The following is a 16,638-nucleotide window of genomic DNA, read 5'->3' as shown; positions in this document are numbered from 1 at the left end:
ACTCATCCTCTTTAACTATCTTCCCATTTTTCTAAATTTTTCATATCTATTAGTTAGTATTTCTTTCATATCTTTATATCTTAATGAATATACCTCTTCTACAAGTTCCCTTTTTATAGCTGCTGCCATTTTAAGTGGATTCTTGTGAGCACCTCCATTAGGTTCATTAATAACTTTATCTACAATATTATAATCTATTAAATCCTGCGCTGTTATCTTCATAACTTCTGCTGCTTCCTTAGCTTTACTACCATCCTTCCACAAAATAGATGCAAAACCTTCTGGTGATAGAATAGAATATATAGAATGCTCTAGCATAATAATTCTATCTGCAACTGCTAGCGCTAAAGCTCCTCCACTTCCACTTTCCCCTAAAAGAACAGTTATAATAGGAGTTTTTAGTCTACTCATTTCTAATAAATTCTTTGCAATTGCCTCTCCCTGCCCTCTTTCTTCTGCATCAACTCCACAAAAAGCTCCTGGGGTATCTACAAAGCAAATAACAGTTCTATTAAATTTTTCAGCTTCCTTCATTAGTCTTAATGCCTTTCTATAACCTTCTGGTTTAGGCATTCCAAAATTTCTTTCTATATTTTCTTTAGTGTTAGACCCTTTAGTTATTGCAATAATTGTAACAGGAATTCCTTCTAGAAAACCTATTCCCCCAATTACTGCATTATCATCTCCAAAATATCTATCTCCATGTAGTTCTATAAAATCACTAAAAATATTTTCAATGTAAAACCCTCCTGTAGGTCTATCCTTATGTCTTGCAATTACTACCTTATCCCATGCTGACATGGTTTTAATTGTATCTCTAGCCATTGTTACTCACCTCATGCATTAAAAGAAGCTTATAAAGCATCTTTCTAAGATCCTTTCTATTGACTATAGAATCTACAAAACCTTTTTCTAACAAGAATTCAGACTTTTGAAAATCATCTGGAAGTGTTTCTCTAATGGTGTTTTCAATTACTCTTCTTCCTGCAAATCCAACTAATGTTCCTGGTTCACTTAAAATAATATCACCTTCCATAGCAAAACTTGCAGTTACTCCTCCTGTTGTTGGATTAGTTAGTACTGTTATATATAACAAACCTGCATCATCATGCTTTCCTATTGCTGCACTAATTTTAGCCATCTGCATCAAAGAAAAAATACCCTCCTGCATTCTAGCTCCTCCAGAAGTTGTAAATATAATTAATGGAAGCTTTCTTTCTGTAGCACATTCAATTAATGATGTAATTCTTTCACCTACTACAGTTCCCATACTTCCCATCATAAAATAGCTATCCATGACAGCTATAGCTACAGCTACACCATTAATTTTACCAATACCTGTAATAACTGCTTCACTACTATCAGTTTTTTCCCTACTTTTTTGAAGTTTTTCTTCATAGCCATGAAAATTAATAGGATTGTTTGTTTTAATATCTTCTCCCATCTCTTTAAAACTTCCATTATCAAGCAGAAAATCAATTCTAGTTCTTGCTTTTAATCTTAAGTGGTTATTACAACTATTACAAACATAAAGGTTTGCTTTTAAGTCTTCTTTATAAATAATACTTCCACACTTATCACATTTTAACCACATCCCAGATGGTATATTAGGTTTTTCTTCTACCTCTACATTCACACTTTTTACTGTTCCGTATTTATTTTTCTTAAATAAATCCTTAAGCATTTCTCTTCACCATCACTTTTTCTAAGAAAGAGGTATCATACTCCCCTCTAACAACTTCATCCATTTCTAATAAAGAAAATTGAAAATCCACATTTGTTTTTACTCCACCTACGCCAAACTCTCCTAAAGCTCTTTTCATTATTGTTATAGCCTCTTCTCTATCTTTACCAAATGAAATTAGCTTAGCTAACATTGAATCATAACAATGTGGAATTTTATAACCACAGTAAATAGCTGAATCTAGTCTTACTCCTCTTCCTCCAGGAACATACAATTCTGTAATTTTTCCAGGACAAGGCATAAAATCTCTATCTGGATCTTCTGCATTAATTCTGCATTCTATAGCATGACCTTTAATTTTAATATCATCTTGATTTAACTCTAATTCTAATCCTGATGCAATTTTTAATTGTTCCTTCACAAGGTCTATCCCTGTTATCATTTCTGTTATAGGATGCTCTACTTGTATTCTTGTGTTCATTTCCATGAAGTAATAATTACAATCCTTATCTACTAAGAACTCTATTGTTCCTACATTTTTATAATTAACAGCCTTAGCTGCTCTTTTCGCAATTTCTCCCATCTCACTTCTTAAAGCTGAAGTTAAAAATGTTGATGGTGCTTCTTCTAGTACTTTTTGATTCTTTCTTTGAAGAGAGCATTCTCTTTCATTTAAATGTATTACATTTCCATAATTATCTGCTAAAATTTGAAATTCTATATGTCTTGGATTTTGTACATATTTTTCAATATATAATCTATCATCTCCAAAGCATGCTTTAGCTTCTGCTTTTGCTGTATTATAAGCTCTTCTTAACTCTCTTTCATTGAAGGCTATTCTAATACCTTTTCCTCCACCACCTGCTGATGCTTTTATCATTACCGGATAACCTATTTCCTCCGCAATATAGAAAACATGTTCTTCACTTTCAATAATACCTTCAAAGCCAGGTACAACAGGTACATTGGCATCTTTCATTACTTCTCTTGCCTTAGCCTTATTTCCCATTAACTCAATTGAAGTATAATCAGGACCTATAAATTTTATATTACACTCCTTGCACATCTTAGCAAATTTAGCGTTCTCCGATAAAAAGCCAAAGCCTGGATGTATAGCATCTGCACCTGTAAGTACACATGCACTTAATATATTAGTTATATTTAAATAACTATCCTTAGCGGATGCTGGTCCTATGCATACTGCTTCATCTGCTAGTTGAGTATGAAGAGCCTCTTTATCAATTTCTGAATATACTGCTACCGTTAAAATACCAAGCTCTCTACAAGCTCTTATTATTCTAACAGCTATTTCTCCTCTATTTGCAATAAGTACTTTCTTAAACATCCTTATCACCTATCCTATAGCAAACATTATTTCTGCTTCACAAACCTTTTTCCCATCGACAGTAGCTACTGCCTTTCCTATTCCTATTGGTCCTCTTAACTTAATAATTTCACAGCTTAAATCTAATCTATCACCTGGTACTACTGGCTTTCTCCATTTAACTTTATCTGCACCAGCAAACATAGGTATTTTCCCTTTAAATTCATCCATACTTAATATTGAAACTGCACCTAATTGAGCTAGAGCCTCTAATATTAACACACCTGGCATTATAGGTTTTTCTGGAAAATGTCCTTGAAAAAATTGATCATTTATGGTTACATTTTTATATCCTTTTATACTTTTACCTTCAACCACTTCAGTAACTCTATCTACTAAAAGGAAGGGATATCTATGAGGTAAAATTTCTCTAATTTCATTTATGTCCATCATCTTTTATATCTCCTTTACCTTAAATAATGGTTGCCCATATTCCACCATTTCGCCATCTCTTACTAATATCTCTTTTACTACTCCATTTACATCACTTTCAATTTCATTCATAAGTTTCATAGCTTCTATTATACATAGTACATCACCCTTAGAAACTTCTTTTCCTTCAGATACAAAAGCCTTACTATCTGGAGATGAAGCACTATAAAAAGTACCAACCATTGGAGACTTAATAACTTTTAAATCTTCATCCTTTTCTTCTACCTTTATTTCACTTCCATCTGTAGCAACATTTACTGATATACTATTATTTAATTCCCCTTGACTAATTGGTAACTCTTTTGTAACAACCTCTTTATCCTTTTCTTCTGAGACAATATTTCTATTTAATGATTTATCCATTTTTATATGTCCGTCATCAGTTTCTATCTCAAAGTATGCTAATTGCGATGAATTTATTAACTCAATTAACTCTTTAACCTCTTTAAAATTCATAATAAAACCTCCTAAACCCTACTCCCACTTCTTAAATAGTAAAGTAGCATTGTGGCCTCCAAAACCTAGAGAATTTGAAAGAACATATTTCAGTTCCTTTTCTCTTCCCTTATTGGGTACATAATCTAAATCTAATTCTTCATCTACATTTTCTAGCCCTATAGTAGGAGGTATAAATCCCTCTTGAAGTGCCTTAATACATGCAACAGCCTCTATAGAACCAGCTCCCCCTAGTAGATGTCCTGTCATTGACTTTGTTGATGAAACAGGTATATTGTATGCATAATCATTAAATACTCTTTTAATAGCATATGTTTCATACTTATCATTTAAAGGTGTTGATGTACCATGAGCATTTATATACGAAACTTCATTTCTTTCTATTCCAGCTTCTTCAATTGCTTCTATCATAGCATCAGCTGCACCTTCTCCTTCTGGATGTGGGCATGTAATGTGATAAGCGTCACAAGTACTACCATAGCCTACAATCTCAGCTAGGATTTTTGCTCCTCTAGATACAGCATGTTCTTCTGACTCTAGTACTAACACAGCTCCCCCTTCACCAATTACAAAACCACTTCTATCTTTATCGAAAGGAATGGATGCCCTAGAAATATCATTATTAGAATTTAGTGCTTTCATGCTAGCAAATCCAGCAACCCCCATTTTCGTAATTGGAGCTTCTCCACTCCCTGCAAGCATTACATCTGCATATCCATCTTTTATTAATCTAAACGCCTCACCTATATTATTATTACCAGTTGCACATGCTGTAACCATTGATGTACATGGTCCCTTAGCTCCATATTTTATAGCAATGTTACCTGCTCCAAGATTTATGATAGTCATTGGTACAAAAAACGGTGAAACTCTTTTAGATTTTCCTATAGCTATTTTTTCAGTTTCACTTTCCATAGTCATAAAACCGCCAATTCCTGATCCAACATATACTCCAAATCTTTTACTATTAATATTTTCTATATCTAATCCAGATGACTTTATGGCCTCATCAGCTGCATACAGTACAAATTGTGAAAACTTATCTAATCTTCTTACTTCCTTCTTTGGTATAACCTCTTCCGGATAAAAGTCTTTAACTTCTGCTCCTATTTTTACATCTATAGTTGATGTATCAATGTTTTTTATATAGTCAATACCGCTTCTTCCATTCTTAAGGCTATTCCAATACTCTTCAACATTATTTCCTATAGGAGTAATAGCTCCCATTCCAGTTACAACAACTTTTCTACTCATAACACCCTCCACTACATTACCATTCCACCATCAACATGGATCACTTGCCCTGTTATATAATTAGCACTATCACTAGCTAAGAAAGCTACAACTTCTGCCACATCTTCTGCTTTTCCTAATCTTTTTAAAGGAATACTCTTTTTTGCTTCTTCTTTAAACTTATCTCCTAGTACATTAGTCATATCTGTTTCAATAAAACCTGGTGCTACTGCATTTACAGTTATTCCTCTAGATCCTATTTCCTTTGCAAGAGATTTTGTCATTCCAATAACTCCTGCCTTTGATGCAGCATAATTAACTTGCCCTGCATTTCCAACTAAACCTACTACAGAAGAAAGATTAATTATTTTCCCATCTTTTTGCTTTACCATAACAGGTGTTATAGCCTTTAAACAATTAAATACACCTTTTAAATTTACATTTATTACAGAATCAAAGTCTTCTTCTTTCATTCTTAATAATAATGTATCCTTTGTAATTCCAGCATTATTAACCATAATATCAATCTTACCAAATTTCTTTTTAGCACAATCTATTAAATTCTCTACATCATTTAGTTTACTTATATCACCTTTAACTCTTAATACCTCCACCCCTAAACTCAAAATTTCTTTTTCTGTTTCTATAGCCTTATCTTCGCTACTTCTATAATTTAAAACTATATTTACTCCTGAACTTGCTAGTTTTAAGGCAATAGCTTTGCCAATACCTTTTGCAGCTCCTGTAACAACTGCACATTTTCCCTTTAACATTTATGCCTCCTACCTACATTCTTTTAACTCATTTAAAGTATTATTTAAAGATTTCATATCTTCTACATTAAGTAGTCTTGAATTTTTATCTATCTTTTTTACAAATCCCCTTAACGCTTTACCTGGACCTACTTCTACAAATGTATTAACCCCTTTATTAAGCATATCCTCAATTTCATTCTCAAAATAAACAGATGACATAATATGCTTTTTTAAAATAAATCTAATATCATCTTCCTCTTCATAGGGCAATCCTTTAACGTTAGAATAAATAGTTTTCTTTACATTTTTAATGTCTACCTTTTTTATAGCTTCATAAAACTCCTCACTAGCCTCTTTTAATAATGAACTATGGAATGGTCCACTTACCTTAAGTAAAACTGCTCTTCCCCCTAATTCTTGAGCTATTTCAACAGCCTTATCTATAGCCTCATTTTCGCCTGCTATGGCTACTTGCCCTGGGCAATTATAATTTGCAACCTCACAAACTCCATATTCACTTGCTCTATATAAAAGTTCCTGAACTTTCTCATTATCTAATCTCATTATTGCAGCCATTTTACCTAACCCCTTAGGTAAGGCAGAGCCCATAATTCTTCCTCTCTCTTTAATAAGCTTTAAACCATCTTCAAAGGATAAAGCTCCACCATAAATTAAGGCTGCATATTCTCCTAGTGAAAGTCCTGTTGCATATTCTGCTTCAACACCATTAACCTCCAGTGCTTTCAATGCTGCTAATGATGTAAGTAATATTGCAGGTTGAGCTAGTTCAGTTTCCATAAGCTTTTCTTCTGGTCCATTAAATATTAAATCTTTAATAGATATTTCTAGTATTTTTTCTCCATTATCAAAGATTTCTTTACACTCTGGAATACTTTCATATAACTCTTTTCCCATTCCAACGTATTGAGCTCCTTGACCTGAAAATAAAAATGCTACCTTCTTGCTATTCATTGTTACCTCCAAAAACTTGGAATATGTCTGAAACTTCCTTCATGATCTCTTCAATAATTTCTTTACAGCTTTGTTCTTTATTTATTAATCCTGAAATTTGGCCTGCCATTACAGATCCAAAATCCACATCACCTTTAACAGCTTTAGAAAGGCATCCTCTTCCTAGTTCCTCCAGCTGTTCAACTGAAGCTCCTTCTTTTTCAAGCTTCATAAATTCTCTAGTTAACTTATTTTTAATAACTCTTATTGGATGCCCTGTAGATCTTCCTGTAACTTCTGTATCAATATCCTTTGCTTTAATTACTCTATTCTTATAATTTTGATGTACTGTACATTCTTTAGCTACTAAAAATCTTGTTCCTAATTGAACACCTTCTGCACCTAGCATAAAGCTAGCTGCAACACCTCTTCCATCTCCTATTCCTCCTGCAGCTAAAACTGGAATATTTACTGCATCAACTACTTGAGGTACTAATGCCATAGTTGTTAATTGTCCAACATGACCACCTGATTCTGTTCCCTCTGCTATAATAGCATCTGCCCCTGCCTTTTCCATTCTTTTAGCTAATGCTACTGAAGCTACAACAGGAATAACTTTTACTCCATGTGCTTTCCACATCTCCATATACTTCCCTGGACTTCCAGCACCAGTTGTTACAACTTTAACTCCTTCTTCACATACCATTTTAGCTATTTCATCTGCATGTACATCCATAAGCATGATATTTACACCAAAGGGCTTATTAGTTAGCTTTTTAGCCTTCCTTATTTCATCTCTAACCCAGTCAGTTGGTGCTGTTCCTGTAATAATTCCAAGGCCACCTGCTTCACTTACAGCTGCTGCTAAAGATGCATCTGCAATCCAAGCCATCCCACCTTGAAATATAGGATATTCTATATCTAATAATTGACAAACCCTACTCTTCTTCATACATAACCCCTTCTCACTTTGTTAAATAAAACACAATCATTTTTATGATTATGTATATAATTAAATCGGGCACCCTATATTTATAATGAAACCCGATTTAAAACTTAATATAATACTTTTACTTATTTACTTTCTTTTCTACATATTCAACTGCATCTCTAACAGATTTAATACTTTCAGCATCTTCTAACTGAATTCCATATCTTTCTTCAATTTCAATTACAACTTGAAATAAATCTAATGAGTCTGCCCCTAAATCTTCAAATGTAGTATCCATTGTAACCTCTTCTGGCTCAACCTCTAATTGTTCACATATAACCTTTTTAATTTCTTCAAATATCATTTTAATACCTCCAAATTTTAATAATCTCTTTAACATTTAATGGAAACCAAATATTATATTTCTATCAAAATTGACCCGTAAGTCAACCCACCACCAAATCCAACTAATATTATCTTAATTCCCTCTTTTAGCAAACCTTTTTCATACATTTCATTTAATGCTAAAGGAATTGATCCAGAAGACGTATTACCATACTTATCTAAATTCATGAAGAACCTATCTATACCAATTCCTAGCTTTTTGGCAGAATAATCAATTATTCTAGAATTAGCTTGATGACATACGATATAGTCTATATCCTCTATACCTATTTCATTTATTTTAACTAATTCTTTTACAGAATTAACTATTGAAGTAGTTGCAAATTTAAAAACTTCTCTACCATTCATGTAAATCTTCTTGTTTCTAATGTTTTTTTCCTTTATATAAGGATTTACAACATCAAAAGCATAGGTAGTTAAGAACTCTCCCTTATCCCCCTCAGATTTAGAGTAAAAAGAGAATTTCTTTGAAAAATTCTTATCCTCCTTAGATAAAACAACAGCTCCTCCACCATCTCCAAAAAGAACACAAGTACTTCTATCTTCCCAATCCACAATTTTCGATAACGTCTCTGCTCCTATTACTAAGGCATTGGTAAAATTATTAATCTTCATCATTGAATAAGCAACCTGCATACCATATATAAATCCAGAACATGCTGCATTAATATCAAAAGCCATAGCGTTTTTTGCTCCTATTTCTTTTTGCACTAAACAAGCTACTGAAGGAGTAAACATATCTGGTGTTATAGTTGCCACTACAATTAAATCAATATCTTCACCTTTAAGTTTTGACCTATCAAGTGCCATTTTTGCTGCTTTAATGGAAATCTGAGATGTATCTTCTCCCTCTGAGATTCTTCTTTCTTTTATCCCAGTTCTAGAAGTAATCCACTCATCACTTGTATCTACTATTTTAGATAAATCATCATTTGTAATAACAAGTGAAGGTGCGTACGCCCCAAAACCTTTAATATTAATTTCCTTCATAATACTCTCCTTAATCAATCAACTCATATTTCTCTTTAAAGAAGATATTTAATCTCTCTAATGAAGAAATAAGTATTTCTTCTTCATCCTCCTTTAATCCACTTATTGTTTCATTTATCATGTCATTGTGAAACTTTTCATGTAATCTATATGCTAGTTTACCCTTTTTAGTTAAGTGAATTAGAACTACTCTTCTATCCTCTTCAATTCTTTTTCTGTCTACATATCCTTTTTTTATAAGTTTATTAATTGCAGTTGTTAATGTCCCTACTGTAATTTTCAAGTCTTGTGCAACTTCAGTCATTGTTCTTTCTTTATACATTCCTATAGCTTCAATAGTATGTAACTCCGTTACAGATAAATCTGATAGTGGACCATTCTTCAAAGATTTTTCTTCAATTTGAAGAATGTCATTAAATAATTGCACCAAAAGTTCATTAAGTATCTTTTTTCCTTTTTCCATGTAAAATTTTCCTCCATTTTTCTAACTATATTAACATAATAATAGCTTTCCTTTTAAAATTCAATTGGTGCATCAAAATATTGTTATTTCTCAAATATTTTGATACTCAAAATATACTATACTCAAAATATATTGTCAATAATATATTTATTTTTTTACATTATTAATAATAATTTTATATTTTCTGTCAATGATTTATAATAGATACTAACTATAAAGGAGAGATACATAATGAAAAAATTTCTTAAATACTTTTTCTTAATTTTACTAGTAATAACTCTATCAGCTGGCTTTATCTTTAGAAATAGGATATCTCTTTGTATAAATATAGTAAGTAAATTTTCTAATGCTAAAGAATCTCTTGCAACAATAGATACAGTAGCAAGCTATAATGATATAAAATGGATGAGTGATTCAGACTCAGAAAAGGTAATTTATAAATCTACAAATAATAAACCACTAACTTTAGATATATATAAATCTAAAAAAGAAAGCAAGAAGGCCTCTCCTGTAATTATTTATGTACATGGTGGAAGTTGGGTATATGGTACTGACAGTATTCCTCAAGCACTCTCCCCTATACTTGATATTTTCAGAGAAGAAGGTTATACAATCATAAGTGTATCTTATGAAATGTCACATAATAGCATTGACTTTAAGAAGCAAATTTCTGATGTTAAGGATGCAATAAGATGGGTGTACAAAAATAGTAATAGTTATAATTTAAATACTAATGAAATTGGATTAATAGGAATATCTGCCGGTGCCCACTTATCCTTAATTGCTGCCTATTCAGAGAATGATGCTTTTATAGATAGTCCTGATTTAGCTGAATACCCAAGTAGGGTAAAGTATCTGCTAGATTGCTTTGGTCCAACAGACCTTTCAACTTTAGATCCATCAAATATTGACTATAATCTAGCACATGTATTTAATTCAATAGAAAACAAAGAAGAATTAATAAAAAAATATAGCCCTATCAACTATCTTAAAAAGGGCTTGCCTAAAACAATGATAATACATAGTAAGGTTGATTCCCTAGTTCCATACTCTAACTCTGAGATGCTCTATACAGAAAGTAAAAAACTTGGAAACAATGTTGAGTTAGTAACTCTTGATTATTTAGGACATGATTTATCTAATTTTACTACTGAAGATGGTAAAAAAATAGCCTTGAACATTTTAAAATTCGTTGTATTTAATTCACCTTTGTAATATTAGGTGGGATAGATATTTACACTTTCCTAGACATAAATAAAGACTCAGATATTCTACTCTGAGTCTTTTGATAGTATTAAATTATTATTAATACTATAGCAAATACTAATAACATAATAGCCAAACTAATCAATATAATTGGTAGTTTTAATGTACTTGGATAATCATTAACCTCAAAACTTTTTGGGTCATTTGATGGATATACTATATTAATAAAATCTCCCTCTTTATAAATTGGTGGATTACTTCCTTCATCGCATACTGCTTGTAATTTTAATCCATCCTCTGTCTCAAATTCTATAACAGGCCTATAAACTGTAATTTCAATTATTTGGTCAAAGGAATCCACTGTATGCTCTATAAACTTTTCATTTCTAATTACTCTTCCTACAGTTTTTATTCCATACTTCTCCAATATTATCTTAGAATAGAACATCCATAATCCACCAGATAACAATATAAGGCTTACAACCACTAATAATATAAACATAATTATGGAAAGAGCCTCCTTTATATACTTTTAGTACATAATATGAGAGGCTCTCTATAAATGTTATTCTAGTATTCTTCCACTATCTCTCCAAAATAAAGAACATGCTTTGCATCCTTTGAATAAACTGCTTTAACTATATCTTCATCCATATTCTCTAAATCTATTTCTTGCTTATAAACAATCTTACATTCAAAATATCTATCACAGCCTTCTACTACTGGTGTTTTAACAGATTTTGAATCAATAAATTTAATATTAGCTTCCTTTTCCTTATCTATATCTCTTCCTGACTTAGTACCACAGATAGTTAGTGCCTCCTTTTTACTTCCTCTTTTCGGAACACTAATTGTATATGTTTCTCCTAAATCTAAAAATTCATTTGTGTATCTATTAGTTCTTATTAAAGCCATAAACATTGGTTTCTTCCACATGTATCCTATGCTTCCCCAGCTTATAGTCATAGTATTAGCTTTAGCTTTATCTCCAGCTGTAAAAAATGCCCCCTCTAAATAAATATTATCCATTACATTTTCAAGATTTTCTGTAAACTTATTTATCATTTTTAACCCTCCCCAACTTTTTTTCTATTCTTATAATATCATATATTTACCAAAGTTAAATCTTATCCCAAATTTCTTCTAATTCTTTATCCTTCTTAGAATATTCTATAAAGAATGAATTAAGTTCTATGCTCTTTTTTACATCCTTCAAAGAATTCTCATAATCCTTTAAATTTATATAATTACACCCTCTGTTATAATAAAGAAATGCTTCTTCATTAAATTCTAACCCCTTATTTAATATTTCTATTGCCTTTTTATAGTTTTTCTCTTCCTTATATGTAACTGCTAAATTTAAAAAACTATAGGGATAAAATGGATTTGATTTAATTGATTCAAAATAGTATTTTCTAGACTCTCCTACATTTCCTAATTTCTTAAGTACTACGCCTAAATTAAATAATACTCTAAATTGTCTATTATCTATTTCTAAAGCCTTTTTAAGATATCCTAAAGCTTCTTCATTCTTATTTTCCTCTTCTAAAATGCATCCAATATTAGCATATGCCCAAAGTTCATTGGGGTTTATCTCTATTACCTTTTTATACTTTTCTATAGCTTCCTTCTTTTTTCCAAGTTCATCTAATATGTTGGCTAAGAAAAAATATGCCTTATCATATCTTGGATTTAACCCTATTGCTTCTTTATAGTACTTAATAGCTTTTTCATATTCTTCATTTTCATCGTACAATACTCCAAGACCATAATAGGCACTAGCTTCTCCTTTATCAATCTCAATAACTTCTTTATATTTCTTTTCAGCTAAATCCTTAAATCCAAGTTCATCATATAAAAGCGCCATATCTAGTAGTAAATCTATATCCATTCTTCCTATCGGAAGACTGTAAGCTTTCTTATAAAACTTAAGTGCCTTTAAGTTATCTCCATCAATTTTAGAGTTTCTTGCTATATTTATATAATTATCAAAAAGATAATTCTTATTTTCCATGTAAAATCCTCCATAAATTTATATAATTTAATATACAACAATAAAGAGGTTGTTGCAAAATAATTAAATATTTGCAACAACCTCTTAACTCCTTATTAAATAAAAGGATTAAAAAAACGCTTATCTGGATTATTTAAAGTAATTACTAAGGATACCATTAACAGTATAATCATAAAAGCAATTGCTATATAATCTCCCTTTTCAAACTTTCTACCACTATACCATGTCCTTTTCTTCTTATTACCAAAGGCTCTAAGTTCCATTGCACAACTTACAGTTTCTATTCTCTCTAAACTAGAGAAGATTAAAGGCATAAGAATAGTAGACATGTTCTTTACCCTCTTTATCAACTTTTCTTTATTTGACATATCTATTCCCCTTGCTTGCTGAGCAAAGGAAATCTCCATATAATCTCTTTGTACATCTGGTATATACCTTAATGCAATTGAAACAGAATAAGCTATTTTATAATTTACCCCAATCCTATTTAAGGATGCTGCAAATTCACTTGGATTTGTAGCTACCATAAATAATAATGCCACTGGAATTATTGAAAAATATTTTAAAGTAACGTTAAATTGATAAAAAAGTTGTTCCAAAGTAACATTATAATTTCCTACAAGGTGAAATAAATCTGTCCTTGATTTATAAATTTCAACCCCTTCATAAGGTGAAAATATAAATATAGCTATATTATTGATTAATAAAAATACCAATATAAAATATAATACAAATGAAATTTCTTTAAACTTCACTTTCGATATTTTAAAGAATACTATGCTTAATATGAACATTAATATTAACACTCTTGTGTCGTAGGTAACCATTGCTGTTATAGCCCAGATTATTAATGCTATAAGCTTAGTTGCACCAGTTAACTTATGTATAGGTGACTTTAAATCTGTGTATTCAAGCATTGCATTATTCACTTTCTCGAGTCCTCCTATCATAGTCAATAAACTTATTTACAAAATCTCTTGGATCAGCCAAATTTGCTTTTAAAGCAAGTTGATACAGAGATGTTTCTTTCAAGTTTGCTTTTTCTATAACCTCATCATCAGTTAAGATACGAAAAGCTTTATCTTCTGCAATCTTCTCCCCATCTGATAAAACTATAGATCTATCTGTATATTCAAGCATAAGATGCATATCATGAGTTATCATAACTATAGTTACACCTTTTTTATTAAGCTCTTTTAAGAACTCCATTATTTCTGTATAATGCTTAAAATCCTGTCCTGCTGTAGGCTCATCTAATATTATTAATTCTGGATTTAGTACTAATATAGATGCAATAGTTACTCTCTTCTTTTGCCCAAAGCTTAATGCCGATATAGGCCAATTTCTAAATTCATATAAGCCACATATTTTCAAAGCTTCATATACTCTTCTCTTAGTTTCATCTTCTGAAACCCCTCTAATCTGTAATCCTAAAGCCACTTCATCAAATATCATAGTTTTAGATATCATTTGATTAGGATTTTGCATTACTAAACCTATTTTCTCTGCTCTTTCTTTTATAGTACTATTTTTAAGATTATTTCCTTCAAATAGTATTTCTCCTGATGTAGGGTGATAGAAACCACAAATAAGTCTAGATATAGTTGATTTACCTGCTCCATTTCTACCAACTATGCTTACCATCTCACCCTTGTTAATTTTAAAAGAAATATCCTTTAAAACCTTTTTATTTTTAGAGTATTCAAAGTTAACATTCTTTAACTCTAGTAAAGGTTCTATAGATTCTTTAACTTCTTCATTAACTACTCCATCAGCCCATGATTCAAGAGCTTCACTTAAGGAATGTAAGTTAATTTCATCTATATTTTCTAAATTCATATCTTTATCTAGTTTACAACCTGCATATTTTAATGCTGTTATATAAAGAGGTTCACGAATTCCACATTCTTTTAGAATTTCTGTAGCTAACAGTTCACCTGGCGTAGTATCCTTTACTATTTCTCCATTGTTAACTACTATTACTCTATCTACATTTCTATATAAAACATCCTCAAGACGATGTTCTATAATCACTATAGTTTTATTACTATCTTTTTTTATTTTATCTATAAGATCTATTGCATTCTTTCCTGTAGCAGGATCAAGACTGGCAAGAGGTTCATCAAATAATAAGATATTAACCTCATCTACCATTACCCCTGCAAGAGAAACTCTTTGCTTTTGTCCACCTGATAAACGCTGAGGAGATGAATCTAAGTGAGTATCAATTCCTACTATTCTAGAAACTGTTTTTACTTTCTCTTTCATTCTATCTACATCTACACAATTATTTTCTAGCTTAAAAGCTATATCTTCTGCAACTGTTAATCCTATAAATTGACTATCAGGATCCTGAAGCACAGTTCCAACTGAATTTGATATTTCTGCTATGCTCATATCCCTTGTTTCTTTACCATTTATCTTTAAACTTCCACTTATATCTCCTTCATATAAAAATGGTACTAATCCATTTATACAATTTGAAATAGTACTCTTTCCAGAACCAGATGGTCCAACAATAAGTACCTTCTCACCTTCATATATGGTTAAATTAATATTATTCAATGTTGGTTTAGCTTGAACTCTATATTGAAAGCTAAAATCTTTGAACTCTATTACTGGTTTCTTCATTCCATTCTCCTTTGTACATTTTGTCTATAATATTATATACTATTCGACAATATTTTCAAAAGAATTTTTAATTATATTTTTGTTTTAAAGCAATACTTATAAATAAATTGGAATTTGATTATTTCTCCATAATATAATTTTGTAGCACAACCCCACTTCTTTCCACATTCTGTTTCTTAATAACTTTGTACCCACGTTTCTCAAAAAAGGGTCTTGCCGTAATTGAAGCATGGGTAGTTACTTTGCTCTCGTTAAAATTGCATTCCAATTCATCACAAATTGCAGTAGCAATCCCTTGATTTTGAAAATCCTTATGAACATACAATCTATCTAGATATCCTGTGGAATCTATATCACCAAAACCAACTATAATCTCATTTTCAACTGCGACAACTGAAAAATGTGATAATAAAGATTGATTCCATTTCTCTAAATCTACACTTCCCGTTGCCCATGCATTCAACTGATCCAAACTATAATCTTTTGCATTAATAGAATGAACCGTATTATAAAATAATTCCGCTAAATATTTACAATCTAATTCTTCATATCTTCTTATAAACATTTATTATCTCCTCTACAAATTTCAAATGGGAATTTATCTAATATACCCAACCATATTCATATCCTCTAATTTCTTAAGATTGAACGACTTGTAAAATTTATTATCTAATACGTCTTCTATATCAGTTACAACCATGAACATTCTTACTTTCCTATTCATATATTAATTGTAACATATGAAACATTTCCCATTCTTCATTATTAAATATTACCTTGGGGTTAAATGAATCTTTATGTCCTCTAAGACTAGATCTTCATATTCAGAAATTTTATTATATACTTCAATTATTGTTTTATTTTTTCAAACCTATTTAATACACTCTCCTAATTAGGGAAAAATTAAAGATAACCTTCTTATCTTTTTACCACCCTTCCTCTCTACCAACATTTAAATATTTATATATTGTTATATTTATATATTTTTCCTACCACAAAAAAAGAAAGGGGCTGTATCAAAATAAATTTGATACAATCCGATAAAAAGAAAGAAGAGAATTCATGAATTTGAATTCTCTTCTTTCCGTATAATATTAATATGA

The 16,638-nt window shown here is 30.9% G+C and carries 19 protein-coding genes; 1 reads left to right on the top strand and 18 read right to left on the bottom strand.

Going from position 1 to position 16,638, the window contains the following annotated elements:
- Positions 1 to 15 precede the first annotated feature (15 nt).
- The 12 genes from KIB46_RS09310 to KIB46_RS09255 form a co-directional block, all read right to left on the bottom strand.
- The gene (locus tag KIB46_RS09310; RefSeq protein WP_156558738.1) at positions 16 to 825 is read right to left on the bottom strand and encodes an acetyl-CoA carboxylase carboxyltransferase subunit alpha; all 810 of its coding nucleotides are present in this window, start codon (positions 823 to 825) and stop codon (positions 16 to 18) included.
- A complete protein-coding gene (gene accD / locus KIB46_RS09305) occupies positions 818 to 1,684 on the bottom strand; it encodes an acetyl-CoA carboxylase, carboxyltransferase subunit beta (RefSeq protein WP_291671520.1) in 867 nt (288 codons plus the stop codon). The genes KIB46_RS09310 and accD overlap by 8 nt, the downstream gene beginning before the upstream one ends.
- Complete coding sequence (locus KIB46_RS09300; protein ID WP_156558736.1) at positions 1,677 to 3,029, bottom strand: acetyl-CoA carboxylase biotin carboxylase subunit; 1,353 nt, start codon at positions 3,027 to 3,029, stop codon at positions 1,677 to 1,679. The genes accD and KIB46_RS09300 overlap by 8 nt, the downstream gene beginning before the upstream one ends.
- Before the next feature lie 9 nt (positions 3,030 to 3,038).
- A complete protein-coding gene (fabZ, locus tag KIB46_RS09295) occupies positions 3,039 to 3,461 on the bottom strand; it encodes a 3-hydroxyacyl-ACP dehydratase FabZ (RefSeq protein ID WP_049180287.1) in 423 nt (140 codons plus the stop codon).
- A 3-nt stretch (positions 3,462 to 3,464) separates the two neighbouring features.
- Positions 3,465 to 3,956 carry an acetyl-CoA carboxylase biotin carboxyl carrier protein gene (accB, locus tag KIB46_RS09290; protein ID WP_291671519.1) on the bottom strand — a complete coding sequence of 164 codons (492 nt, stop codon included), beginning with the start codon at positions 3,954 to 3,956 and terminating at the stop codon, positions 3,465 to 3,467.
- Between the two features lie 18 nt (positions 3,957 to 3,974).
- Positions 3,975 to 5,210 (bottom strand): beta-ketoacyl-ACP synthase II, encoded by a 1,236-nt coding sequence (fabF, locus tag KIB46_RS09285; RefSeq protein WP_156558734.1) that lies wholly within the window; start codon positions 5,208 to 5,210, stop codon positions 3,975 to 3,977.
- An 11-nt stretch (positions 5,211 to 5,221) separates the two neighbouring features.
- Positions 5,222 to 5,962, bottom strand: coding sequence for a 3-oxoacyl-[acyl-carrier-protein] reductase (fabG, locus tag KIB46_RS09280; RefSeq protein ID WP_291671518.1), 741 nt, complete (start codon positions 5,960 to 5,962; stop codon positions 5,222 to 5,224).
- 9 nt (positions 5,963 to 5,971) lie between these two features.
- On the bottom strand, positions 5,972 to 6,916 hold the full coding sequence (gene fabD / locus KIB46_RS09275; RefSeq protein ID WP_291671517.1) for an ACP S-malonyltransferase: 945 nt from the start codon (positions 6,914 to 6,916) through the stop codon (positions 5,972 to 5,974).
- Entirely contained in the window at positions 6,909 to 7,847 is a 939-nt protein-coding gene (gene fabK / locus KIB46_RS09270; protein WP_156558731.1) for an enoyl-[acyl-carrier-protein] reductase FabK, read from the bottom strand. The genes fabD and fabK overlap by 8 nt, the downstream gene beginning before the upstream one ends.
- A 118-nt stretch (positions 7,848 to 7,965) precedes the next feature.
- Positions 7,966 to 8,190, bottom strand: coding sequence for an acyl carrier protein (gene acpP / locus KIB46_RS09265; RefSeq protein ID WP_027097398.1), 225 nt, complete (start codon positions 8,188 to 8,190; stop codon positions 7,966 to 7,968).
- A 53-nt stretch (positions 8,191 to 8,243) separates the two neighbouring features.
- Entirely contained in the window at positions 8,244 to 9,221 is a 978-nt protein-coding gene (locus KIB46_RS09260) for a beta-ketoacyl-ACP synthase III (protein WP_291671516.1), read from the bottom strand.
- 10 nt (positions 9,222 to 9,231) lie between these two features.
- A complete protein-coding gene (locus KIB46_RS09255) occupies positions 9,232 to 9,684 on the bottom strand; it encodes a MarR family transcriptional regulator (RefSeq protein ID WP_156558729.1) in 453 nt (150 codons plus the stop codon).
- Positions 9,685 to 9,915: 231 nt separating this feature from the next.
- On the opposite strand from KIB46_RS09255, the gene KIB46_RS09250 reads away from it, so the two are divergent.
- The gene (locus KIB46_RS09250) at positions 9,916 to 10,899 is read left to right on the top strand and encodes an alpha/beta hydrolase (RefSeq protein WP_291671515.1); all 984 of its coding nucleotides are present in this window, start codon (positions 9,916 to 9,918) and stop codon (positions 10,897 to 10,899) included.
- A gap of 79 nt (positions 10,900 to 10,978) precedes the next feature.
- Here the strand turns inward: KIB46_RS09250 and KIB46_RS09245 are convergent, their stop codons facing one another.
- The 6 genes from KIB46_RS09245 to KIB46_RS09220 all read right to left on the bottom strand — a co-directional run bounded on the left by KIB46_RS09245 (position 10,979) and on the right by KIB46_RS09220 (position 16,100).
- Positions 10,979 to 11,392: a DUF3592 domain-containing protein gene (locus KIB46_RS09245; RefSeq protein ID WP_156558727.1), complete on the bottom strand. Its 414-nt coding sequence runs from the start codon at positions 11,390 to 11,392 to the stop codon at positions 10,979 to 10,981.
- Positions 11,393 to 11,460: 68 nt separating this feature from the next.
- Entirely contained in the window at positions 11,461 to 11,955 is a 495-nt protein-coding gene (locus KIB46_RS09240; protein WP_291671514.1) for a flavin reductase, read from the bottom strand.
- A gap of 55 nt (positions 11,956 to 12,010) precedes the next feature.
- A complete protein-coding gene (locus KIB46_RS09235) occupies positions 12,011 to 12,904 on the bottom strand; it encodes a tetratricopeptide repeat protein (RefSeq protein ID WP_291671513.1) in 894 nt (297 codons plus the stop codon).
- A gap of 95 nt (positions 12,905 to 12,999) precedes the next feature.
- The gene (locus tag KIB46_RS09230) at positions 13,000 to 13,854 is read right to left on the bottom strand and encodes an energy-coupling factor transporter transmembrane component T (protein WP_291671512.1); all 855 of its coding nucleotides are present in this window, start codon (positions 13,852 to 13,854) and stop codon (positions 13,000 to 13,002) included.
- Entirely contained in the window at positions 13,826 to 15,535 is a 1,710-nt protein-coding gene (locus KIB46_RS09225) for an ABC transporter ATP-binding protein (protein WP_291671511.1), read from the bottom strand. Before KIB46_RS09225 ends, KIB46_RS09230 begins: the two co-directional genes overlap by 29 nt.
- A gap of 118 nt (positions 15,536 to 15,653) precedes the next feature.
- Positions 15,654 to 16,100, bottom strand: coding sequence for a GNAT family N-acetyltransferase (locus KIB46_RS09220; RefSeq protein WP_291671510.1), 447 nt, complete (start codon positions 16,098 to 16,100; stop codon positions 15,654 to 15,656).
- Positions 16,101 to 16,638 lie beyond the last annotated feature (538 nt).

It is taken from the genome of Clostridium sp. (genome assembly GCF_018372875.1).
GTDB lineage: Bacteria > Bacillota > Clostridia > Clostridiales > Clostridiaceae > Clostridium.
Note: the sequence above shows the minus strand (reverse complement) of the source record. Positions and strands in the feature narration are given on the sequence as shown.